20 protein-coding genes and 1 tRNA gene are annotated in these 20,927 nt (G+C 63.8%); 9 read left to right on the top strand and 12 right to left on the bottom strand.

Annotated features, from left to right (window positions below; translation table 11 throughout):
* The 5 genes from BMI90_RS06830 to BMI90_RS06815 all read right to left on the bottom strand — a co-directional run bounded on the left by BMI90_RS06830 (position 1) and on the right by BMI90_RS06815 (position 4,690).
* Positions 1 to 648: a DsbA family oxidoreductase gene (locus BMI90_RS06830; RefSeq protein ID WP_078527543.1), complete on the bottom strand. Its 648-nt coding sequence runs from the start codon at positions 646 to 648 to the stop codon at positions 1 to 3.
* Positions 645 to 2,165 (bottom strand): class I adenylate-forming enzyme family protein, encoded by a 1,521-nt coding sequence (locus tag BMI90_RS06825; protein ID WP_078527541.1) that lies wholly within the window; start codon positions 2,163 to 2,165, stop codon positions 645 to 647. Before BMI90_RS06825 ends, BMI90_RS06830 begins: the two co-directional genes overlap by 4 nt.
* Positions 2,166 to 2,295: 130 nt before the next feature.
* Complete coding sequence (locus BMI90_RS06820) at positions 2,296 to 2,619, bottom strand: hypothetical protein (RefSeq protein WP_078527539.1); 324 nt, start codon at positions 2,617 to 2,619, stop codon at positions 2,296 to 2,298.
* A 137-nt stretch (positions 2,620 to 2,756) separates the two neighbouring features.
* Positions 2,757 to 2,873: a lipoprotein gene (locus tag BMI90_RS18495; RefSeq protein ID WP_093469850.1), complete on the bottom strand. Its 117-nt coding sequence runs from the start codon at positions 2,871 to 2,873 to the stop codon at positions 2,757 to 2,759.
* Positions 2,870 to 4,690, bottom strand: coding sequence for an extracellular solute-binding protein (locus BMI90_RS06815; RefSeq protein WP_078527537.1), 1,821 nt, complete (start codon positions 4,688 to 4,690; stop codon positions 2,870 to 2,872). The genes BMI90_RS18495 and BMI90_RS06815 overlap by 4 nt, the downstream gene beginning before the upstream one ends.
* 323 nt (positions 4,691 to 5,013) lie before the next feature.
* Between BMI90_RS06815 and BMI90_RS06810 the strand changes: the two genes are divergently transcribed.
* A complete protein-coding gene (locus BMI90_RS06810; RefSeq protein WP_078527535.1) occupies positions 5,014 to 5,787 on the top strand; it encodes a 3-hydroxybutyrate dehydrogenase in 774 nt (257 codons plus the stop codon).
* Between the two features lie 162 nt (positions 5,788 to 5,949).
* Here BMI90_RS06810 and BMI90_RS06805 read toward each other — a convergent pair whose 3' ends face one another.
* Positions 5,950 to 6,438: a disulfide bond formation protein B gene (locus tag BMI90_RS06805; protein WP_078527533.1), complete on the bottom strand. Its 489-nt coding sequence runs from the start codon at positions 6,436 to 6,438 to the stop codon at positions 5,950 to 5,952.
* Between the two features lie 8 nt (positions 6,439 to 6,446).
* Complete coding sequence (locus BMI90_RS06800) at positions 6,447 to 7,025, bottom strand: YqaA family protein (protein WP_078527531.1); 579 nt, start codon at positions 7,023 to 7,025, stop codon at positions 6,447 to 6,449.
* A gap of 136 nt (positions 7,026 to 7,161) precedes the next feature.
* Here BMI90_RS06800 and BMI90_RS06795 point away from each other — a divergent pair, with 136 nt between their 5' ends.
* Both BMI90_RS06795 and BMI90_RS06790 read left to right on the top strand, forming a co-directional pair.
* Positions 7,162 to 8,025 (top strand): neutral zinc metallopeptidase, encoded by an 864-nt coding sequence (locus BMI90_RS06795; protein ID WP_078528103.1) that lies wholly within the window; start codon positions 7,162 to 7,164, stop codon positions 8,023 to 8,025.
* A gap of 46 nt (positions 8,026 to 8,071) precedes the next feature.
* A tRNA-Leu gene (locus tag BMI90_RS06790) sits at positions 8,072 to 8,155 on the top strand.
* Between the two features lie 34 nt (positions 8,156 to 8,189).
* Here BMI90_RS06790 and BMI90_RS06785 read toward each other — a convergent pair.
* Genes BMI90_RS06785 through BMI90_RS06770 form a run of 4 tightly spaced genes read right to left on the bottom strand, consistent with a single transcriptional unit; the run spans position 8,190 to position 12,113 of the window.
* Positions 8,190 to 8,963, bottom strand: coding sequence for an SDR family NAD(P)-dependent oxidoreductase (locus tag BMI90_RS06785; protein WP_078527529.1), 774 nt, complete (start codon positions 8,961 to 8,963; stop codon positions 8,190 to 8,192).
* Complete coding sequence (locus tag BMI90_RS06780; RefSeq protein WP_078527527.1) at positions 8,960 to 9,898, bottom strand: SDR family oxidoreductase; 939 nt, start codon at positions 9,896 to 9,898, stop codon at positions 8,960 to 8,962. Before BMI90_RS06780 ends, BMI90_RS06785 begins: the two co-directional genes overlap by 4 nt.
* On the bottom strand, positions 9,895 to 10,797 hold the full coding sequence (locus BMI90_RS06775) for a bile acid:sodium symporter family protein (protein ID WP_078527525.1): 903 nt from the start codon (positions 10,795 to 10,797) through the stop codon (positions 9,895 to 9,897). The genes BMI90_RS06780 and BMI90_RS06775 overlap by 4 nt, the downstream gene beginning before the upstream one ends.
* Positions 10,794 to 12,113, bottom strand: a complete 1,320-nt coding sequence (locus tag BMI90_RS06770; RefSeq protein WP_078527523.1) for an NAD(P)-binding domain-containing protein — start codon at positions 12,111 to 12,113, stop codon at positions 10,794 to 10,796. Before BMI90_RS06770 ends, BMI90_RS06775 begins: the two co-directional genes overlap by 4 nt.
* Before the next feature lie 64 nt (positions 12,114 to 12,177).
* Between BMI90_RS06770 and BMI90_RS06765 the strand changes: the two genes are divergently transcribed.
* The 4 genes from BMI90_RS06765 to BMI90_RS18710 all read left to right on the top strand — a co-directional run bounded on the left by BMI90_RS06765 (position 12,178) and on the right by BMI90_RS18710 (position 18,048).
* Positions 12,178 to 12,858: a TetR/AcrR family transcriptional regulator gene (locus BMI90_RS06765; protein ID WP_078527521.1), complete on the top strand. Its 681-nt coding sequence runs from the start codon at positions 12,178 to 12,180 to the stop codon at positions 12,856 to 12,858.
* The gene (locus tag BMI90_RS06760; protein WP_078527519.1) at positions 12,852 to 13,592 is read left to right on the top strand and encodes a sulfite exporter TauE/SafE family protein; all 741 of its coding nucleotides are present in this window, start codon (positions 12,852 to 12,854) and stop codon (positions 13,590 to 13,592) included. Before BMI90_RS06765 ends, BMI90_RS06760 begins: the two co-directional genes overlap by 7 nt.
* 855 nt (positions 13,593 to 14,447) lie before the next feature.
* Positions 14,448 to 17,087: a Hint domain-containing protein gene (locus BMI90_RS06755; RefSeq protein WP_168172733.1), complete on the top strand. Its 2,640-nt coding sequence runs from the start codon at positions 14,448 to 14,450 to the stop codon at positions 17,085 to 17,087.
* A 190-nt stretch (positions 17,088 to 17,277) separates the two neighbouring features.
* Entirely contained in the window at positions 17,278 to 18,048 is a 771-nt protein-coding gene (locus BMI90_RS18710; protein WP_168172732.1) for a Hint domain-containing protein, read from the top strand.
* Between the two features lie 156 nt (positions 18,049 to 18,204).
* On the opposite strand, the gene BMI90_RS06745 is transcribed toward BMI90_RS18710, so the two are convergent.
* Complete coding sequence (locus BMI90_RS06745; protein WP_146642517.1) at positions 18,205 to 18,393, bottom strand: DUF1127 domain-containing protein; 189 nt, start codon at positions 18,391 to 18,393, stop codon at positions 18,205 to 18,207.
* A gap of 87 nt (positions 18,394 to 18,480) precedes the next feature.
* Here BMI90_RS06745 and BMI90_RS06740 point away from each other — a divergent pair, with 87 nt between their 5' ends.
* Both BMI90_RS06740 and BMI90_RS06735 read left to right on the top strand, forming a co-directional pair.
* Positions 18,481 to 19,899, top strand: coding sequence for a PLP-dependent aminotransferase family protein (locus BMI90_RS06740; RefSeq protein WP_078527513.1), 1,419 nt, complete (start codon positions 18,481 to 18,483; stop codon positions 19,897 to 19,899).
* A gap of 129 nt (positions 19,900 to 20,028) precedes the next feature.
* Complete coding sequence (locus BMI90_RS06735; RefSeq protein ID WP_078527511.1) at positions 20,029 to 20,925, top strand: ABC transporter permease; 897 nt, start codon at positions 20,029 to 20,031, stop codon at positions 20,923 to 20,925.
* Positions 20,926 to 20,927 lie beyond the last annotated feature (2 nt).

Genomic DNA, 20,927 nt, shown 5'->3' with positions numbered 1-20,927 from the left:
TCAGTGTCGCGTGGCCTCGGGCGGGGCGCCGGACAGCTCGTCGATCACTTTGAGCCAAAGCTCGGTCGGCTGCGCTCCGCTCACCAGATGGGCATTCGCGACGATAACGCTTGGGACTGCGGTGATGCCGCGCTCGCGAGCATAGTCCTCCTTGGCGATGATCGTGTCGCGATCGGCATCCGAGGCTAGCAGGCGCTGGATCATTCGGCGGTCCATCCCGGCGGCTTCGGCAATCGCGCCAAGCGTCGCATGATCGCCGATATTGCGCCCCTCGCGCCAATGGGCGCTCAGCAGCCCTTCCATCACCGCCTCCTGCGCTTCCTCGATCCCGGCCCAGTAGAGCAGGCGATGCGCGTCGCGGGTGTTGGGCTGATGGGTGACGCGCTCGGGGTGAAAATCGTAGCCTTCCGCTTCGGCGATCTCGAGGAGTTGCACATGCATTTTCGCGGCCCCGTCCTGCCCGAATTTCGCCTGCAGATAGGCTGCGCGCGACACGCCCTCGGCGGGCATTGTCGGGTTCAGCTCGAAAGGTTGCCAGCTGCGCACGATGGAATGGCCGGGACGCTGCTCCAGCGCGCGATCCAGCCGCGCCTTGCCGATGAAACACCAGGGGCAGACCGGATCGGCGAAGATATCAAGCGGGATCACGTGGTCATCTCCTCTTGCAGCCGCGCGCGGATCTCCGAACGCAGGATCTTGCCGTTGCGGTTGCGGGGCAGGGCGTCCACATGGCGGAACATCCGAGGCTGTTTGTACCGCGCCAGCACCTGTTGCGCATGGGCCTCCAGCGCCTCGGGCGTGGCCTCGCCGGTATAGGCCAGCGCGATCACCGTCGCATCGGCCTTCACCGCGACCTCGACGGCGGCGACGTCACCCGCGCCGGGGCAGTCATGCATCGCTTCCTCGACCTCGATCGGCGAGACCCGGAACCCGCCCGCATTCATCATGTCATAGCCGCGCCCGAGATAGGTGATCGCGCCATCTTCCGCCATCGACACCGTGTCCCCGGTGACGAACCATTCACCCACGCGCCGGGCGGCTGTTTCCTCGGGGGCGTTCCAGTAGCCGAGATAGAGCCCCGGATCGCTCTCATGGATCGCGAGCTGGCCCGGCTCGCCACGCGGCACGGGCTGGCCATTCTCGCCCAGCACCGCAACGGTGCGCCCCTCCTGCGGATAGCCCGTGGTGCCGGGGGGCGCGGGATGATCGGGGCTGCCCGAGATGAAGGTCGAGCATTCCGACATTCCGAGCGCCTCGTAGATCTTGGTCCCGGTCGCCGCATTCCAGGCTGCGCGCGTGGGCTCGGGCAGGGCTTCGCCCGCGCTCAGCCCATGGCGCAGCTTCGGCAAGGACAGCTGCTCGTGATGTTTGAGGATCTGACGGTACACCCCTGGTGCGGCCGCGAAGATCGTCGCATCGAAGCGCTTGAGCAACAGCGGGAGCGCCCGCGCCTCGACACCCTCGGCGGGGATCAGCGCGCTTGCGCCCAGGGTCCAGGGGTCCATCAACCCGGTGCCGAGCGTATAGGTCCAGTTGAACGCGCCCGCATGCATCAGCCGGTCTTCGGACCCCATCCCGTACCAGCCGCGATACATCATCTGCCGCGCCCAGATCGCGCGATGGGCATGCATCACGGCGCGCGCCGAGCCGCCCGTGCCCGACGTGAAGATCATGTAGGCAAGACGGTTCGGATCGCCGAGATCAAAAGCGCAGGGCTCGATCTCCTCGGCGCGCCGCAATGCATCGGCACCGATCACCTGCGCCGGATGATCGGGCAGCGCGATACCGGCGCCCGCAACGACGGCCGAGGGTGCGAGGTCACGCGCAAGCTTGGTGATCTCGGGCCCGGTCAGCTGCGACGAGGAGGGCACGGGAACCAGACCCGCCGCGATCGCGCCGAGAAAGGCCACCGGGAATTCAGGCCCGTTCCCCAGCCGCAGGAGGACCCGGTCACCGGGCACAAGCCCTGCGCGCAGGAATACCGTTCCGGCGCCGCGCACGGCAGCGTTCAGCCGCGCATAGGACCAGCGCTCGGCCCCCGAAGGCTTCACGATCTGCATCGCGAGCTTGTCGGGCGTGGACATGCCAGCGGACAACACATGGGCTGCCATGTTGAAGGCGGCTGGCGGGGCGGGGATCGGGGCGGTGCGATAAAGCGAGTCCATAGCGCTTAGCTAGGCCGGGCGCCGCGTGCGAGCAAGCGCCATGCCCCTTCGAATTGGTGAAAATATCCCGGGGGGCATGCGGAACGCATGCGGGGGCAGCGCCCCCTCGACCTCTCCGCCGGGACGCCGCTCACTCCTTCTCGTCATCTCCGAAGCGTGCGTCGTCGTCATATTCGTCCTCGCCTTCGCCCACGTATTTCGCGGAAAGCGAGATCGAATGCCCGTCATGACCCGGATCCATCACCACGTCGGAAGGCAGCTCGCCGCGCATCCAGTCGAGGATCTCCTCGCGTGCGTCGGCCAGTTCCTGCTCGGTGAGCTCTGCGATATATTTCACGAAGGCGCGCTGGTCACCGTCGATCTCGTCCAGTTCGGCCTCGTCGGCCTCGGGCCATTTGTCGACGATCGCCTCGTAGAAGGCCGCCCAGTTTTCCTCGATATGATGCCATTTCATGTGTGTTCTCCATCCTGAGCGCAGAGCGCGGCTGACGCGCCCTCCTTTCCTGAGAAAGGATCGCGCGGGCAGGTTTGCAAGGCAAAAGGAAATTATCGGTTGCTTGGTTCCATCGCGTCCGGCTCAGCGGACGGTCATCAGAACCAGCTCTGGACCGTGCGCGCGCCCGAAGAGACGTCGTCGCCCACGCCCGCGACCGTGTTGCACCCAGCCAATGCCGCGGCCAGCGCGGCGAAAAGGATCAGTTTCTTCATTGTCCTGCCTCGTCATACCACCAAACATCGGGTTGAAACCCGGGCCAAGCCCCGTAGAGCGGGGTCTTCTCCGGGAAATGAAGTTGCTTGATATGCGCGATGCGGTCAACCGGTGCATACCAGATCGGGATCACGTAGCGCCCCGCCGTAAGGATGCGGTCGAGCGCGCGGGTCGCGGCCACGAAATCCTCGTGACTGCGCGCATTCAGCATCGCCCGGATCATCGCCTCTGCGGCGGGAGAGTTCATCCCCATCCAGTTTCGCGATCCGGGCTCGGTCACGCCTTTCGCCCCCCAGTAAAGCATCTGTTCGTTGCCGGGGCTCAGCGAGAGCGCGCGCCAATACCAGGCCATGTCGAAATCATAGGCGTTGGTGCGCTGCGAATATTGCGCATCGTCGATCACCGTGACTTTCGGGAAGATCCCGAGCTTCTTGAGCGCCTCGACATAGATATCGACGACGCTCTGGGTCTCGGCCGCGCCCTGTTGCAGCACGATCTCGAAACTGAAGGGCCGGCCGTTCTTCTTCAGAATGCCGTCGCCATCGACTTGCCAGCCTGCCTCTTCGAGCAATTTCGTCGCCGCGCGCATGTTCTTGCGATTGCGCACGCCGCCATCGGATTGCGGCAGCGCGTAGCCCTCGATCGTGCCGGGCGGGAGCTGATCGGCGAAGGGCTCGAGAAGCGCCTTCACCTTGCCCTCGGCCGGGCCGGGTTTCATCCCGAGTTCCGAATTCGAGAAATAGGAGGCGATGCGCGGCTCTGCGCCGCCATTGATCGTCGTGTTGATGAACTCGAAATTGAACGCGTCGATCATCGCCTGACGCACCCGCCAATCCGCGAAGAGCGGGTTGCGGGTGTTCATCACCAGCCCCTTGATGCCCGAGGGCCGTCCGTTCGCGATCTCGGATTTGACGACCTCTCCCGAGATGACGGCCGGGAAATTGTAGTTCCGGCCCCAGTCGGCTGCGTTCGACTCGGTATAGCTGTCGGTCTCGCCACCCTTGAAGGCCTCGAAGATGACCCCGCCATCGCCGAAATAGTCATAGCGGATCACGTCGAAATTGTTCCGGCCCTTGTTGAAGCCCAGATCGTTACCCCAGTAATCGGGATTGCGCTTGAGTTCGATGAACTTGCCCGGATCGACGCGCCCCACCGTGTAGGGACCCGAGCCGATCGGAACGATATCGGTGGTCGAGGAGAAATCGCGGCCTTCCCACTGCGCTTTTTCGAGCACCGGACGCATCCCCATGATCAGCGCGAGCTCTCGATCCGCCTCCTTGAAGGTGATGCGCAGCTTGCGCGGTCCGGTCTGCTCGATCTTGTCCACCTTCGACCAGGCGTTCTGGTAGCGCGGGTGGCCTTGTGTGCCGAGCGTCTCGTAACTCCAGATCACATCCTCGACGGTGACGGGATTGCCATCGGAGAATTTCGCATCCGGGCGCAAGGTGAACTCGACCCAGGTGCGCGCATCATCCGTCTCGACCGATTCCGCGAGCAGACCGTAGAGCGTGAAGGGCTCGTCCATCGACCGGCCCATCAGCGATTCGGTGACATAGGAACTGATTCCCTGCGCCGGGCGGCCATTCAGGATCCAGGGATTGAGAGAATCGAACATCCCCGAGACACCGAATCGGATCTCGCCCCCTTTCGGTGCGTCGGGATCGGCATAGGGAAGGTGGGTGAATCCCGAGGGCAGGGCCGGTTCGCCATACATTGCGATCGCGGGTTGCGGCTCGGCCCGGGCAGGGCCTGTAAATACAGGGGCGAGCCCCAGTGCCAGCGCCGTGATGGCGTGGAAAAACACCGATCCCTGCATGTTAACAATTCCCCGTCTGCCCGTATTTTGTGACGCCAAGCTAGCGAGAGGTTTGAAACTGCGCAAACTTTTCCCTTGGAGAGCGGCGCGCGATTGCTTATAAAGGGGGCACTGCTCGATAGGTTTCTTGCCTGTATGAAACCTGCCTCATGACTTGACGCCCGCCTTGTGCGGGCGTCTTTTTTCTTTTCTCCATCGCAGTTTCAATCCGCCTCGGCGCGGGCTCACGCGCATTTGCACGTGCAGCATGGTCTTTATGCTGGCCGCGCGCCATGATCGCGCCAGATCGAGACTCAGTATCCAGTCACCAGGAAGGAGAGGACATGTCGCTCAAGGGAAAAACCGCCGTCATTACCGGCTCGAATTCGGGAATCGGCCTCGGCGTCGCACGCGAACTGGCCCGTGCGGGCGCGGATGTGGTGCTCAACTCCTTCACCGACCGCGAGGAAGATCACCAGCTCGCCGCAGATCTCGGCAAGGAGTTCGGTGTCACCGCGCGTTATATCAAGGCGGACCTGTCGAAAGGCGCCGAGGCGCGCGCGCTGATCGAGCAGGCAGGCAAATGCGACATCCTCGTCAACAATGCGGGCATCCAGCATGTCTCGCCGATCGAGGACTTCCCGGTCGAGAAATGGGACGCGATCATCGCGATCATGCTGACCTCGGCCTTCCACACGACCGCCGTAGCGCTGCCGATGATGCGCAAGGCGGGCTGGGGCCGCGTCGTCAATATCGCCTCGGCGCACGGGCTGACCGCCTCGCCCTATAAATCGGCCTATGTCTCGGCCAAGCATGGCGTGGTGGGCCTGACCAAGGTCACAGCACTCGAGACCGCGAAGGAAAACATCACCGCCAACGCGATCTGCCCGGGCTATGTGAAGACCCCGCTCGTCGAGGCGCAGATCCCCGACACGGCGAAGGAATACAACATGACCGAGGAAGAAGTGATCGAGAAGGTCATCCTCGCGCGCCAGCCTTCGAAGGAGTTCGCGACCACCGAGCAGATCGGCGGCACTGCGGTATTCCTCTGCTCTGACGCGGCCGCGCAGATCACCGGCACGACCATCTCGGTCGATGGCGGCTGGACGGCGCTCTGATCGAGGGCGGGGCGGGGGGCGTTGCCCCCTCGCGCTGTCGCGCTCCCGCCCGGGGTATTCGACCCGAAGCATAAAGGGGCGAATTCCTCTTCGACTTGGCGAAAATATCCCTGGGGTGAATGTCCGCAGGCCAGAGGGGGCAGCGCCCCTGCCTCTAGCGTATCAAGCCGCGCTGCGGCGCGACTTGAGGAAAGCCCAGAGCCAGATCCCCGCAAGGACCAGCGAGCCCACGGCGTTGAGATTGGCCATGGTGATGCCGAAGATGTCCCACGGGATCTCGTCGCAGCGCACGAGGGGCGCGCCGTTGATCTGTTTCATCAGGTCTGCGGCCGAGATCGTCGTGTTCACCGCACCCGAGGTGCAGTCGACGGGGCCTGCGAAAATCTTGCGCTCCACTCCGGAATGATAAAAGCCGATCCCCGACGTGGTCAGCGCCGCGACCATCCCGAGAAGCGCGGTCCAGCCGGGCAGTCGGAAAGCCAGGATCGCAAGGCCGATCAGAGCGGCGGCCAGATGCGGCCAGCGTTGCAGCAGGCAAAGGTGACAGGGCGCATAGCCGATTGCCTGGAACATCAGCGCCCCGGCAAGGATAAAGGCGGAGCCAGCGGCGGCGAGGCCGGTGAGCATGCGAAAATCGAGCCGGGTTTGCATCAGGATCCTCAGAGATATTTCAACAGGTAGAAGCCGCCGATCAGCAGAACGACAAAGAGGGTGAAGAGCAGGCCGAGCCAACGCTCGATGAAGACCTTGATCGGCGCGCCGAACTTCCACAAGAGCGCGGCCACGACGAAAAAGCGCAGGGCCCGTGCGATGACGGACACTCCGAGAAAGAGTGCCGGATTGAGATGGGTCGCGCCCGAGAAGATCGTGATCACCTTGTAGGGGAAGGGGGTCACACCAGCGATCAGCACCGCCCAGCCGCCCATTTCGTTGAACCGCGCGGCGAGGTCGTCGAAGGCACCCGCCTTGCCGTAGAATTCGAGCACCGGCTGGCCGATCGCATCCATGAACCCATAGCCGATCAGATAGCCCAGGCAGCCGCCCGCGACCGAGCCGAGAGTCGCCACCAGCGCGATGCGCCAGGCCGCCCAGGGCCGCGCGAGGATCATCGGGATCATCAGCACATCGGGAGGGATCGGGAAGACCGAGGCCTCGATGAAGGCGACGGCGGCGAGAAACCACATCGCCTTGGGATGGCTCGCGCGGGCCATCGTCCAGTCATAGATACCGCGGATCATCGGTGCCTCATCTGTGCTTCTGGCTTGCTTCGTGCCTCTCATGTGCGCCGAGGTCAAGGCGAAGAGGGCGTTGATGGTCTTTGCTTTTGTCACGCTTTCGCTAATCTTCACGAAATCGGGACAGGAGGTCGGTGCGATGCAATGGCGTGGACGGCGGGGCAGCCGCAATATCGAGGACCGGCGCGGGCAGCGCTCTGCGGGTGGCGGAGCGATCCGGCTCGGCGGCGGAGGGCTGGGTGTCGTGGCAATCGTCGTGATCGCCTATTTCCTCGGGGTCGATCTTACGCCGCTTCTAGAGGGCACGACGACGTCGGGACCTGTCGTGACGCAATCGGGCGAGCTGAGCGAACGCGAGAAGGCGATGGGAGATTTCGTCTCCGTGACGCTGGCTGATACAGAGGATGTCTGGGACGGGATTTTCCGCGACGAGCTCGGGCGGCAATACCACCCGGTGACGCTGGTGCTTTACAGCGGCATCACGCGATCCTCTTGCGGCAACGCGAGCGGCGCGACGGGGCCGTTCTACTGTCCGGGCGACAAGAAGGTCTATCTCGACACGGCCTTCTTCGACACGCTCAGCCAGCAGCTTGGCGCGAAGGGCGATTTCGCTGCCGCTTATGTCGTTGCCCACGAGGTCGCCCACCATGTTCAGGACGAACTGGGCATTCTGGGCAAGGTCAACCAGATCCGCGCGCAAAGCTCGGAGGCCCAGTCGAACGCGCTTTCGGTGCGCATCGAGTTGCAGGCTGATTGCTTCTCGGGGATCTGGGCGCGACAGGCGCAGGAGCAATTCGGCTCGATCGAACCGGGCGATATCGGCGAGGCCATGAACGCGGCGGCGCGGATCGGGGATGATACGCTCCAGCGCAATGCCGGCCGCGTGCCCATGCCCGACAGCTTCACCCATGGCAGCTCCGCCCAGCGCCAACGCTGGTTCGAGCGCGGCTATCAGAGCGGCGATCTCAAGCAATGCGACACGTTTTCGGTGCGCAACCTCTGAGGGTGCTTGCCAGCGCCGAAACAGCGCGCTAGAGGACGGGAACTGGGCCCGAGTGGCGGAATGGTAGACGCAGCGGATTCAAAATCCGCCGCCGCAAGGCGTGTCGGTTCGAGTCCGACCTCGGGCACCAGTCATCCTCAAAGCAAGCACACGCGCCGCGCCGCTCAACCGGTCCCGGTCTTCGCGATCGAGCGCTCCATCAGCCGCTGGAAAAGCCGTGGCGAGAGACCGTTGATCCACCAGGACAGCCGTGCGACGCGCCCGACGGGGATCATCGGGCGTCCCGCCTTCAGCCCCTTCAGGATTTCGCGCGCGGCCGCCTCGGGCGTCATGTAATCCACCCCGTCGGGGGCCGATCCCGGTCGGGCGATGCCACCGGGCTCGTATCCCTCGCGACCGATATTCGTCGCGACGAAAGACGGGGCTGCGATCTGGACGCGGACGCCATACGGCGCCTCTTCGGAGCGCAGCGATTTGAAAAAACCTTCGAGCGCATGTTTCGAGGCCGCATAGGCGGTGCGGTGATGAAGCGGTGAAAAGCCCGCGACCGAGGAAATCGCGAGATGGGTGCCGTGGCTTTGCCGTAGCGGCTCGAGGAAATGACGCGCCATTGCCGTTGCGGCGAAGTAGTTGATTTCGAACACCTTGCGATGCGCGGCGTCGGTCAGATCCGCGAACGGCCCGATCTGGGTGACACCCGCATTATAGATCACGAGGTCAATCCGGGTGTGTCGCGCAAGGATGTCATTGCAGGCGCTGGCAAGTTGCGCCGGATCGGTCAGGTCGCAGCCAATGGCTTCTTCTCCTGACTTGGCCGACAGCCCCGAAATGTCCCGGTCGAGCAGCACAACTTGCCAGCCCTCCGATCGCAGCGCCGCCGAAAGGGCCTGCCCAAGCCCCCCGGCGCCGCCCGAGATTACCGCGACCCGCGCGCTCATAGCCCTGCCTCGCGGGCCCATAGATCGAAAACTTCGGCGCTGGTCAGTTCGGGCGTGTAGCCGAAGACCTCCTTGAGTGCGTCATTGGCGAGCACGGGGCGGTATTGCAGGAAGCGCACTTGTTCCGGCCCGTAGCGGCTGAGGCCGAGGGGATGAGCGATGGCCAGCGCCGCCTTGATGGCAAGCGCGGGCAAGCGGCGCACAGGTTTACCCAGACGCCGCGCGAGATCCGCCACCCCCAGCGCGCCATCGCCCGCGACATTGAAGATGCCGGGTGGGCCGTCGGTCGCAGCGCGCATCAGGATACGCGCGAGATCGCGGGTCCAGATGAAGACGAAGGGGCTCTCGCTGCCCCGGATCGCGAGCAGGTGCGGTTTGCGAAAGAGCGCCGTGATCTGGTTCTCCGTGCCCTTGCCCAGAACCGTACCGACCCGCAGGACGACCTGCTCGAGAGCGGGGTGGGTGGTGCGCGCCTCGGCCAGCATCTCCTCGACCTGCCGCTTGTGATCGGCATAGGCGAACTCGGGGTTGCCGCGCACCGGATCGCTTTCGCGCAGCGGTACGGGATTGTCGGCATGATAGCCATAGGCCGCGCCCGACGAGGTCACGACGAGCCGCCGCACGCCGTTTTCCAGAGCCGCATTGAGCAGTTTGCGCGTGCCCTCGACATCGACCTTGTAGGCCAGCTCGCGCCCTATGCCGGGGCCGGGGGTCACGATGGAGGCGAGATGCACGATCACCTCGGGGCGTACCTGCGAGATTACGCGGGCAGGCGCGTCCGTCGTGACATCCATCTCGATGAAATCCACGCCCTCCGGGAGCTCGTTCGGCGCCGCAAGATCGGTCGCGATGACCTCGTGACCGCTCTCGGCCAGCTCGGTTGTCAGCACGCGGCCGATCATGCCGCTGGCACCGGTGATCAGGATCCGGGTCATCGCGCGGCCTCCTTTCGGCTCATGACAGTCGAGATCGTGAACCCGGCGATGATGTGCCAGATCCCCCAGAAGGCGGCGACGATCGCCATGCCACCCAGCCCCCCGAAGAAGGCGAAGATCAGCACCAGCCCGAGGCCGGAATTCTGAATGCCAGTCTCGATCGTGATCGCGCGCCGGTCATAAGGCGAGAGCCGCGCGAGCGTCGCCGTGCCGTAACCGCCCGCGAAGGCCAGAGCGTTGTGCATCACCACCATCCCCGCGATCAGCCCGACGAATTGCACGAAATAGGACCAGTTGGCGCTGAGTGAGAGCGCCACGAACCCCACGAAGATCGCCATCGATACCCATTTCAACGGGTCGCGAATGCGCGTCGTCAGATCGTAGCGGTAATGGTTCAGCGCAATCCCGGCGATGAGCGGCAGCAGAAGCATCACGCCCACGGTGAACGCGACGCTCATCGGGTCGATATGGGTTGCATGCAGCAGCGCGCGGGTCGGCGCGTAAAGGCTCCCCCAGAACGCGATGTTGAACGGCGTCAGCACGATCGCGGCCACCGTGGCGAAGGCTGTCAGCGAGACAGACAGCGCCGTGTTCCCACCCGCCCGGTGGGTGAAGAAGTTCGAGACATTCCCGCCCGGGCAGGCCGCGACGAGGATCAGCCCGAGCGCGATCGAGGGGCTGGGCTTGAGCGCAAGCACCAGCCCGAAGGTCAGCGCGGGCAGCACCAGGAATTGCGAGGCAAACCCCACGATCAGCGCCCAAGGTTTGCGTACCAGCGGGCGGAAATCGCGGGGGCTGAGGTCGATCGCGACCGAGAACATGACGATTCCGAGGATCGCATTGAGCAGATGCAGGGCGCCGGGGCTGAAATTCAGCCGGACCGCGTCGAGCCCGGTCATGCCGCGGCCTTCCCGCCGAGCGCCTTGATCCAGCCGGTGACCGCCTTGCGATAGGTCGCCTTGTCCACGTAATAGGCCATCCGCGCGAGCTTGAGATAGCCCATGCCGCCGGTTGCGCGCTCGAACCCTGCGGATTTCTGTGCCTTCAGGCGTTTTGCGGCCTCGACGCCGTCACGCAACCCGCGAATGTAGCGCGCCACCATCTCGGCCTGCTCGTGGCGGCCCTGCCAGCCAAGCCCGCTCGCCTCCAGCATGCCAAGCACGAAGAGGTCGTCGCGCTTGGGGTGCATCGCGTTGAGATAGAGATGCGGCGCATCGCCTTGCCAGTTCAGCAGCGCAGGTTCGATGAACGGGTAGTGCAGCTTGTAGCCGGTGGCCGCGAGGATCATGTCATACTCGGCCTGCGAGCCGTCCTTGAAATGAACCGTCTTCCCGTCGAGCCGCTCGATATCCGGGCGCACTTTCAGATCGCCATGGCCTGCGTGAAACAGCACGAGCGAGTTCACGATCGGATGGCTCTCGTAGAGTTTGTAATCGGGCTTGGGAAACCCGTATTTCTGCGGATCGCCCACGAACCATTTCAGCAGCGCGCCGTCGATCCTGCGCTTGAGCCACATCGGCAGCTTGATCGCGCCGCCCAGCGTGTCGGCGGGTTTGCCGAAGACATATTTCGGCACGAAATAATAACCGCGCCGCATCGACAGATCGCAGCTTTGCCCGTGATGGATCGCGTCCACCGCGATGTCGCAGCCCGAATTGCCTGCACCCACGACGAGCACGCGCTTGCCGTTGAATTGCGACGGATCGCGATAGGCCGAGGAATGGATCAACTCGCCGTCGAACTGACCGGGAAACTCCGGCATGTTCGGCTCGGAGAGCGTGCCATTGGCGATCAGCACGCCCGCATAGATCTCCGAATGCTCGCCCTCGGCATCGCGCCAGTTGACCCGCCAGCCCTCGCCATCATCGCCGAGCGGTTCAACCTTCGTCACCTCCGCGCCGAAGCGGTAATGGCGGCGGATGTCGAAGTGATCGGCGAAATCGCGGAAATATTGAGCCATCTCGCGGTGGCTCGGGTATTCGGCCACGTCCTCGCGCATCGGGAAATCGGCAAATTCCGTCATCCGCTTGGACGAAATCAGATGCGCGCTTTCATACATTGTCGAGCGCGCGCCCTCGATATCCCAAAGCCCGCCCACATCGCTGTGCAGCTCGAACCCCTGATACTCCACACCCTGTTCGCCCAGCACCTTGGCCGCGGCCAGACCCATCGGGCCCGCGCCGATCAGGGCGAACGTGCCCCTCGTATTTGTCATGTTGCGTCTCCTCCCAGACATTCTTAAATTGAACCATTGTTCAAAATAAGCAAGCCCCGATGCGATGACGAAGAAGACGACCGATAAACAGAGACTTAGGGCCCCGTCGAAGCGTTCGCTCGCGAGTCGCTCACGAATTCTCGATGCGGCGGAAACCGTGTTCGCGCGGGATGGATTCGAGGGGGCGAAGGTGCGAGACATCGCTGCCCTGGCCGAAGTTCCGCTGGGTCTGGTGAACCATCACGGGGGCTCGAAAGAGGCGTTGTTTCGCGAGGTCGTCGAACGGCGCGCCGAGGAACTGACCCAGCTTCGTCTCGAAGCGCTTGCGGGTGCGAAGGGGCAGGGGGCGCTCAGTCTCGATGTGATCCTTGACTGTTTCTTCCGGCCTTATCTGGCGAAGGCTGCGGGCAGCGATCCGCAATGGCTGGCCTATGCGCGGCTCGTGGCGATGGTCTCGGCCGATCCGGCCTGGGCCGATATTTCGGCCGATCTCTTCGATCCGACCGCACAACGCTTCATCGAGGAGATCTGCGCGCTCTATCCGGGCGTGCGCTGTTCGGTTGTCGCGGAAGGCTTCGTCTATTCGGTCGCGGCCCTGCTGGCCTTTCTGACGTCGGAATGGCGCGTCGCGGCACTGGCCGCGACGACGGGCCCACAGGCCTCGGTCGAGGGTCTGATCGCCTTTTGCTCCGCGGGCTGTGCGGCACGGATCGCGCAAGCCAAATCCGAGGCGCGGCAATGCTGAGCGCGACCACGGCGCTCGTGATCGGCGCTGTTTTCGTTTCGGCCTTCCTGCGCGGGGTGGCGGGGTTCGGGTTCGCGCTCGCGGCGGTTCCGATCGTGTCGCTTTTGCTGCCCCCGATCGAGGCGGTCGCCCTCGCGGTTTTGTTGCAGGTCGCGGTGGGGCTGCGCGATATTTTCGCGCTCAGGGGTGACGCGCATATGCCCTCGCTGATGCGTCTGACGGCGGGGGCGTTGCTGGGCACGCCGCTGGGCATCTTTGCGCTCACCGCGCTCAGCCCGGATGCGGCGCGGGTGATCATCGCAGTGGTGGTGCTCGCAGGGCTCGTGGTTCTGGTGCGCTATCGCCCGACCCATGCGCATCCCCATGGCGGGCTGGCCATCGCGGCGGGGATCGCTTCGGGCGCGTTCTCAGGGCTTGCCGCGATGTCGGGACCGCCCGCGGTCGCCTATTACCTCGGGGCGGGCACCAGTTCCGTGCAGACCCGCGCGTCGCTTTTGCTGTTCTTTTTCTTTGCCGCGCTGATGGCGACACCGGGCTTGGCATTGGCCGGAGCGATCGACGCGAGGACCCTCTGGCTGACGGTGGTGTCGATTCCGGCACTCGCGCTCGGGACGTGGGCGGGCACGCGTGCCTTCGCGCGCCTCAACCATGGGCAATACAGGATGCTGGCAATCGGGGTGATGGCGTTTTCAGGCGCGCTGGCGGGTTGGCGGGGTCTGTCGGCGTTTTTGTGACCATCGGCCCGAAGCAGATCAGGTCCGTTCACCGCTCGTGAGGGCGCAATTTGCCTTGGGGCGGGCAGAGACCTGCCGCATCGCATACGGGCACGTTTCATCCCATTTGCCTCAATTGAAATTACCGAATGGTGATTCGACGTGACGCCGCGGCATCGGGGAGAACAAACCGCGTATCCCTCTGATTTTGGAGCGCGATCGGGAACAATCCGGGCGGATTGATGGCAAGAATAAGGCGCACGATTGCGTGCGATTTGGAAACGATTGAAGTCCAGCATTGTTTCCGAAAGTGGAACAAAGTGAGCGAACCGGCTTTTGCGAAACGCGACGAATCATCTCGACGGCGCGAAAAGCCTCCCCATTTCAGGCGGCTACACTGCGGAATTGCCAACCGGCCGAGTTTCAAATCGAAACAATATGTCTTTTCAACGACTTTCCGCACTGCGGCGATTGCTGCTTATTTTGCAAGCAATCTGCACAAATGAGGCAAGAACAAGGCAAATTACCCTTTCTTTGTGGCGGAGGCGCGGGCAGATTGTGGCCATGCCCGACTTGGGGGGCAACTTGGCCATGGGGGTGGCCAGTGAAGGGGGCTTCAGCGCGAGACCTCACCAGGTGCTGCCAGGATTACGTGGGGACAAACCGTCAATCCGACCGACAATTGCGAGACCTCGGAGCAATCCGAGCCGTCTGTCAACGGCTGCGCCTGTGTGAGCAAGCCATATCCCGTTTCACGAAACATCACCGGATCGCGAGGTCCGGGAAATCATTCCGGCGCTGCCAGTTCGCGCCGCGGGATCGGGGAAACAAGGCGCACCGGCCGGGACAGCGGCGGGAGGCCAAGGAGAGTACGGGATGACCTATTATTCGTTCTGCAATCATGACCCATATGCCAGGGACGACTTGGCAACGGTGAGCTACAACAGCTCGGTCGTGATCAACGTTCTGGCCAATGACAGCGATCCCGATTGCGACCCGATCCGTGTGTGCCAGGTGACCGATCCGGCCCATGGGTCGGTGACGCTCAATGCAGACGGAACCATCACCTACACGCCCGATCCAGACTATTTCGGGCCAGATACCTTCTATTACCAGATCTCGGACGGCCATGGCGGCTATGACTGGGCGACTGTCACGCTCACCGTCGAGGAGCCCGAGCTCGACGGTATCGTGGAAGGCACCGCCGGTGACGATCTGATCGACGTGGCCTACACGGGCGATCCGCAGGGCGACATGGTCGACCATAACGACGCGATCCTTCCCGGGCAGGTCGGCAACGACGACATCATCCTTGCGGGCGACGGAAATGACACCGTTTACGCAGGCGCGGGCAATGACTCGGTCGATGGGGGCGATGGCAACGATCTTCTGTATGGCGAGGGCGGCAACGACACGATCAACGGCGGCGCGGGCAACGATACGATCTGGGGGGATGGCAATACATCCGACGGACCCGTCGCCGATCCGGTCTCGCAAACCGTCGACTGGGGCGATCTGCACGATTATTGCGGCACCCTGACGGACCAGACCGTCGATCTCGGCGATACCAAGGTCACCTTCGATTTCACTTCGCAGGATTTTGGCGCGACCGCGAAATTCGTCTCCTCGACGCAATATGTCGCTCCGGGCGAGACCTTCGACAGCAATTCCGCGCTCGAGCTTTACGGCTGCGGCGGCGAGGGCGGGATCGACCCGACCTCGACGACGGTGCTGAGCTTCTCGTCGGACAATCCCGATTACACCGGCGAAGTGCAGAACGTCGCTTTCCGGATCAATGATATCGACCGCTCGGATAGCTGCGACGACCATATCGACGTGGTGACGCTCTCGGCGCTCGACGCCGATGGCAACCCGGTCGACATCACGATCACACCCTCGGGCAATCAAACCGTCACCGACAATGGCGATGGCACCTATACGATCACCGCGGGCGATCAGGATACCGGCTATCTTGGCCCGGATGACGCGATCGGCTCGGTGCTCGTCGAGATCGCGGACCCGACGGCGAAGATCACCATCGCCTATGCCAATGGCGGGGCCACTGATCAGAAGATCACCATCACCGACATCCAGTGCGAGGCCGTTCCGGTCTTCGACGGAACGGGCGAGCCGGGCGATGACAGCCTCGACGGCGGTCTTGGCGATGACGTGATCTATGGTCAAGGCGGCAATGACACGCTGGCCGGTCGCGAGGGCAATGATGACCTCTATGGCGGCGATGGGGATGATTACCTCTCGGGCGGAGCGGGAGACGACACGCTGCATGGCGGCGACGGGAATGACACGCTCGATGCGGGTCAGGATGGCGATACGCTTTATGGCGATGCCGGCGACGATCGTCTGCTTGGCGGCCCGCGCGAGGATCTGCTCGACGGGGGCGAGGGCAATGACACGCTGATCGGCGGCAATGCGGCGGATTCGATGATCGGCGGCGCGGGCAATGACTCGGCCGAAGGCAATGACGGCAACGACGTGATCTTCGGCGAGGATGACGACGACTGGATCTCGGGCGGAAATGGCAACGATACGCTCGATGGCGGGATCGACGACGATACGCTGATGGGCGACGCGGGCGATGACAGCCTGCTCGGCGGCGACGGCTCGGACAGTCTCGACGGCGGCACCGGCAGCGACACGCTGCTTGGCGGCACCGGTGCGGACTATGCGTTTGGCGGGGATGATCGCGACTTCTTCTTCGTGGATGCGCCCGAGAACGGCGCGGGCGACACGCTTGATGGCGGCGAGGGCGGCGACGACTGGGATACGCTCGATCTGCGTGGCGCAGGTCCTCTGCGCGTCGACAGCTACATGACCGACCCGACGACCTATGCGGGTACGGTGAGCTTCCTCGATGGCGACGGCAATGTGACCGGCACGCTCGCGTTCTCGAACATGGAGCAGATCATTCCCTGCTTCACTCCCGGTACGCTGGTCGCGACGCCGAAGGGCGAGGTTCCGGTCGAGCTGCTGCGCGAGGGCGACAAGGTGCTCACCCGCGACAACGGCATCCAGGAGATCCGATGGGCGGGCCGTGCCGACATGACGCGCGAGCAGCTCGCCCGCGCGCCGCATCTCAAGCCGGTGCTGATCCGGGCCGGGTCGCTTGGCAACGATCTGCCCGAGCGCGACATGCTGGTCTCGCCGAACCACCGCATGCTGGTCGCCAATGACATGACCGCGCTCTATTTCGAAGAGCACGAGGTTCTTGTCGCGGCCAAGCACCTTGTGGCGAATGAAGGCGTCTCGACCGTCGAGACGCTTGGTGCCAGCTACCTGCACTTCATGTTCGACCGTCACGAGGTCGTCCTCGCCAACGGCTCATGGACCGAGAGCTTCCAGCCTGGCGACCAGGCGCTTGGCGGTTTGGGGAATGCGCAGCGGCAGGAGATCTTCGAGCTCTTCCCGGATCTGCAAACCGAAAAGGGGCGCAGCGATTACCATGCCGCGCGCAAGACGCTCAAGCGGCACGAGGCGGCGGTGCTGCTGCGCGGGTGAACGAGAAAACGGGGCGCCCGGGAGATTTCCCCGGGCGTTTCCATGTTGGGACGGCGTGAGGGCTTCCTCGGGCGAAACACTCTGTTTTCGCAATTTCGGGCGAAAAGCGGGCGTATTTGCTTCTTTTTATAGACCACCGCGCCATAGCATGGCGAAATCGGGAACCAGAGAGGCTGGGGAGGGCCGAAAGATGATCGGAATTCGTGACATCTTCGAAACCACGATCGGGCGCTCTCCCGCAGTCGGATTTACGCGGCGGGCCCGTGAAGAGCTTGTCGATCTGCGACTCGACTTTGCGGATTACGAATATCTGGAAGGGCGGATCGCGGGGTTTGATGCTCGGGGCGCGGCGCTTTTCGAAGCGCCGATCCGTGATTTCGTCGCTGCAATTCCCTGTTTCACGCCCGACACGCTTCTCGCCACCGAGAGTGGCGCCTGCCGGGCCGGAGATCTCGTGCCCGGTGCACGGCTCCTGACCCGCGACAACGGGGTTCAGGTTCTTCGCTGGATCGGCGAGCGAACCTTCAGCGCGCGCGATCTCGCGCTCAATCCACTGTTGCGTCCGGTGCGGGTGCGGGCTGGGGCGCTTGGCCCCGATCAGCCGCTGCGCGACCTGATCGTTTCGCCCAGCCATCATTTGCTGTCGGTTTTCCATGATGGGCAGGGCGAGGCGATGGTGATGGCGCGCGATCTCGTCGGGATGGACGGTATCGAAGAGATCACACCTCAAGAGGGCGTCCGCTATCTCCAGCTGCTTTTCGATCGGCACGAATTGATCCTGGGCGAGGGTGTTTGGGCAGAGAGCTTTCGCCCGACGCCCGAAAGCATCGCCGCGCTTGAACAAATCGCGCGCGCCGATTTGCTGGCAAAACGCGCCGATCTTCTCGAAAGCGCCGATTATCGTCCCGTCCGGCCGTCTCTTTCGGGACTGCCACGTTCGTTGCACGACGCGCACGGATAATCGCGCTCCGGGACGGTTCGCCCACCGCAGGGCAGATTGGCCGCGCTTGGTGCGGGTTGGTCGCCGACGACCGCGATCACAGTCAAAAAAAGGCCGGGCGCATTGCCCGGCCAGATAGATGACGATCCGTTCAGGGGAATGCCCGGATCGCCCGCGTCACAGGAAGCGGCGCTCTTCTCGCTGGGCCTCAGCCCGGCTGATTCCGATGTCTTGCAGAAGGCGCGCGTCAAGTTTCCCCAGAGCCGCGCGGGAGCGGCGGGTTTCGAGGACGCGCGCGACGCGCGCGATCAGGCTGAGCGAGCCGTGACGGGCGATGGCGGGACGGGTCCGCGACAGGGTCAACATTGCAGGGCCTTTCTGTATTGATACAATCTGTGTTCCTTTGGTATAAGATGGATACATTGTGTCGATTTGCGCAGCCAGAGAAATATTGTGACTGATACAAGCTGGTCCCCCGAGCTCGCTAAACTGAGTGGCCCGAAATACCTCGCTCTCGTGCGCGCCTTGCGCGAAGGGATCCGCCGCGGCGATCTTCCGCCCGGAACAAAATTGCCTACGGTCAGGGACTTGGCTTGGAAACTCGGGGTCACTCCGGGCACCGTGGCGCGGGGTTACCAGATCGCGACCCAGGAAGGGCTGCTCGATGCGCAGGTCGGTCGGGGTACATTTGTATCGACACAAAATCAGCGACTCGGCCCGCGCGAACCTTTGTATCGCCAGACCGGCGAAGAGGTGGAGCGTGAGCCCGACCGCGTCGTCGATCTGCGCTCGCCGCAACTTCCCGATGTCGGCCAGACCAAGGCGCTGGCCTGGGCGATGCAGGAAGCGGCGCGCGATATCGGCAAGACCTATCTGCAATATCCCGGCCTGCGTCGCGACGCCTATTGCCGCGAGGCGGTGCTCGACTGGTTCCCGAGGGATTGTTCGCTCCATGCCGAGTTGAGTGCCGATGATCTGGTGCTGACCCATGGCGGGCAGAACGGGATCAATCTCGTGATGCAGACCTGTCTGCGCGGCGACCGTCCCGGCGTTTTCATCGAAGAGCTGGCCTATCCGGGCTTTCGCCATGCCGCGCGGCTCAACCGTGCCGAGATCCATCCGGTCGCGATCGATGAGCAGGGGATGATCCCGGAGGCGCTCGATGCCGCCTGCCGCCGCTATCGCGGGCAGATCGTCTGCATCACCCCGGATGCGCAGAACCCGACCGCCGGGCGCATGGACGAGGCGCGCCGGATGGCGCTGGCCGAGGTCGCGCGCCGCCACGACCTCCAGATCATCGAGGATGATTGCTACACGGCCCCAGTGACGGGCCTGCCCAGCCTGCGCGTGATCGCGCCTGAACGCTGCTGGCATGTGACGTCGCTCTCCAAGACGATCTCGGCCGGGATGCGGTTTGGCATCGTCGCCGCCCCTGAGGGCATGGGCGAGGTGGGGCGGCTAGCGGCGCAACATTCCTTCTTCGGCCTCGCGCGCCCGATCACCGATATGGTGGCGCGTCTCTTCGACAGCGGCGAGGCGATGCGACTGCGCTATGCCGCGCAGGAGGAAATGGGACGGCGCTTGCAGATGACGGTGCAGGCGCTTGGCGGGCAGGACATCTCCTGGCTGCCGGGGTTGAGCTTCCTCTGGCTCAAGCTACCGCTCGGATGGCGCGCGTCGAGCTTTGCGCGCATGGCCGAGGCCGAGGGCGTCTTGCTGCGCTCGGCCGATGAATATGTCGTGCAGGACGGGCAGGCGCCCAATGCGGTGCGGATCGCGATGGCAGGGTCCGCCCCCGAAGAACGTTTCAGGTCGGCCTTGCGCACGCTGACCGGGCTTCTCGATCGGATGCCGGACGACCTGCCGGTCTGAGTGCACAAAATTGCGGCAGCTGCCTGTCTCGCGCTCGCGTGATCGGCATGGCCCCTTTTCACGCCCGCGCCCTTGTGCTTTCGTGGCCCCCGGATGGCGCCTGCATAGGGCGCGAAAAGGGAGACATGCATGGCCGCTAAAGGTGAGAGCTGGTTGCGCAGCGACGCGGCACAGGGCTATGCGCTGATTTCTCCGCCCGCGATCTACGCCCTTCTTTTATTGGCCGCGCCCCTCGCGACGATCCTGGCCTATTCCTTCTTTAAGGACGGCTATCTCACGGTGATTCACGAATTCACCCTGCAGAATTACCTCGCGACCTGGTCCGATCCGATCTTTCGCGTGATTCTGGTGCGGTCGCTGTTCGTGGCGGGGCTGGTGACGCTGGTCACTGTGGGGCTGGCCTTCCCGATTGCCTATTACCTGAGCTTCGGACTCGCGCCGAACCAGAAGGCGCGCTGGATCTTTCTGATCACCATTCCGTTCTGGACCTCGTATCTGATCCGCGTGTTCCTGTGGAAGGTGATCCTCGGCTATAACGGCGTGATCAATTCGGCGCTGGAGGGGATCGGGATCATCGGCCCGAACGGGCTGATCGCGGACCCGCTGCAGATGCTCAATTCGGTGGGGGCGATCGCGCTGACGCTGGCCCATGCCTATGCGCCTTTCGCGATCCTGCCGATCTTTGTCAGCCTCGAGAAGATCGACCGCTCGCTGCTGGAGGCCGGGCAGGATCTGGGTGAGAGCCGTTGGCGCACCTTCCTGCGGGTGACCCTGCCTCTGGCGATGCCGGGCGTGGTCGCCGCGACCCTGATCGTCTTCATCCCGACGGTCGGCGACTACGTCACGCCCGAGCTGATCGGGGGCGGCAAGATGCCGATGGTGGCGAACCTCATTCAGGCGCAGATGCTGCCTTTGGACAACCGACCGCTGGGGTCGGCCATCGCGGTCAGTTCGCTCCTCGTGGTCGCCGCCCTGGCGCTGGTATTCCTGTGGCTCAACCGCCGCTTCCTCAAGGTCGGAAAGTGAGC

This window comes from Thioclava sp. L04-15, from assembly GCF_002020275.1.
In the GTDB taxonomy this organism is placed as follows: Bacteria; Pseudomonadota; Alphaproteobacteria; order Rhodobacterales; family Rhodobacteraceae; genus Thioclava; species Thioclava marina.
This window is presented reverse-complemented; position numbering and strand designations above follow the sequence as displayed.

Excerpts from the sequence above, each read along its gene's own strand:
- BMI90_RS06775 (WP_078527525.1), bottom strand. The coding sequence starts at position 10,797 with ATGACCGGGCTCGACGCGGTCCGGCTGAATTTCAGCCCCGGCGCCCTG.
- BMI90_RS06785 (WP_078527529.1), bottom strand. The coding sequence starts at position 8,963 with ATGAGCGCGCGGGTCGCGGTAATCTCGGGCGGCGCCGGGGGGCTTGGG.
- BMI90_RS06810 (WP_078527535.1), top strand. The coding sequence starts at position 5,014 with ATGTCGCTCAAGGGAAAAACCGCCGTCATTACCGGCTCGAATTCGGGA.
- BMI90_RS06825 (WP_078527541.1), bottom strand. The coding sequence starts at position 2,165 with ATGGACTCGCTTTATCGCACCGCCCCGATCCCCGCCCCGCCAGCCGCC.
- BMI90_RS06800 (WP_078527531.1), bottom strand. The coding sequence starts at position 7,025 with ATGATCCGCGGTATCTATGACTGGACGATGGCCCGCGCGAGCCATCCC.
- BMI90_RS18495 (WP_093469850.1), bottom strand. The coding sequence starts at position 2,873 with ATGAAGAAACTGATCCTTTTCGCCGCGCTGGCCGCGGCATTGGCTGGG.
- BMI90_RS06820 (WP_078527539.1), bottom strand. The coding sequence starts at position 2,619 with ATGAAATGGCATCATATCGAGGAAAACTGGGCGGCCTTCTACGAGGCG.
- BMI90_RS06735 (WP_078527511.1), top strand. The coding sequence starts at position 20,029 with ATGGCCGCTAAAGGTGAGAGCTGGTTGCGCAGCGACGCGGCACAGGGC.
- BMI90_RS06770 (WP_078527523.1), bottom strand. The coding sequence starts at position 12,113 with ATGACAAATACGAGGGGCACGTTCGCCCTGATCGGCGCGGGCCCGATG.
- BMI90_RS06745 (WP_146642517.1), bottom strand. The coding sequence starts at position 18,393 with ATGTTGACCCTGTCGCGGACCCGTCCCGCCATCGCCCGTCACGGCTCG.
- BMI90_RS18710 (WP_168172732.1), top strand. The coding sequence starts at position 17,278 with ATGATCGGAATTCGTGACATCTTCGAAACCACGATCGGGCGCTCTCCC.
- BMI90_RS06815 (WP_078527537.1), bottom strand. The coding sequence starts at position 4,690 with ATGCAGGGATCGGTGTTTTTCCACGCCATCACGGCGCTGGCACTGGGG.
- BMI90_RS06780 (WP_078527527.1), bottom strand. The coding sequence starts at position 9,898 with ATGACCCGGATCCTGATCACCGGTGCCAGCGGCATGATCGGCCGCGTG.
- BMI90_RS06795 (WP_078528103.1), top strand. The coding sequence starts at position 7,162 with ATGCAATGGCGTGGACGGCGGGGCAGCCGCAATATCGAGGACCGGCGC.
- BMI90_RS06765 (WP_078527521.1), top strand. The coding sequence starts at position 12,178 with ATGACGAAGAAGACGACCGATAAACAGAGACTTAGGGCCCCGTCGAAG.
- BMI90_RS06755 (WP_168172733.1), top strand. The coding sequence starts at position 14,448 with ATGACCTATTATTCGTTCTGCAATCATGACCCATATGCCAGGGACGAC.
- BMI90_RS06805 (WP_078527533.1), bottom strand. The coding sequence starts at position 6,438 with ATGCAAACCCGGCTCGATTTTCGCATGCTCACCGGCCTCGCCGCCGCT.
- BMI90_RS06760 (WP_078527519.1), top strand. The coding sequence starts at position 12,852 with ATGCTGAGCGCGACCACGGCGCTCGTGATCGGCGCTGTTTTCGTTTCG.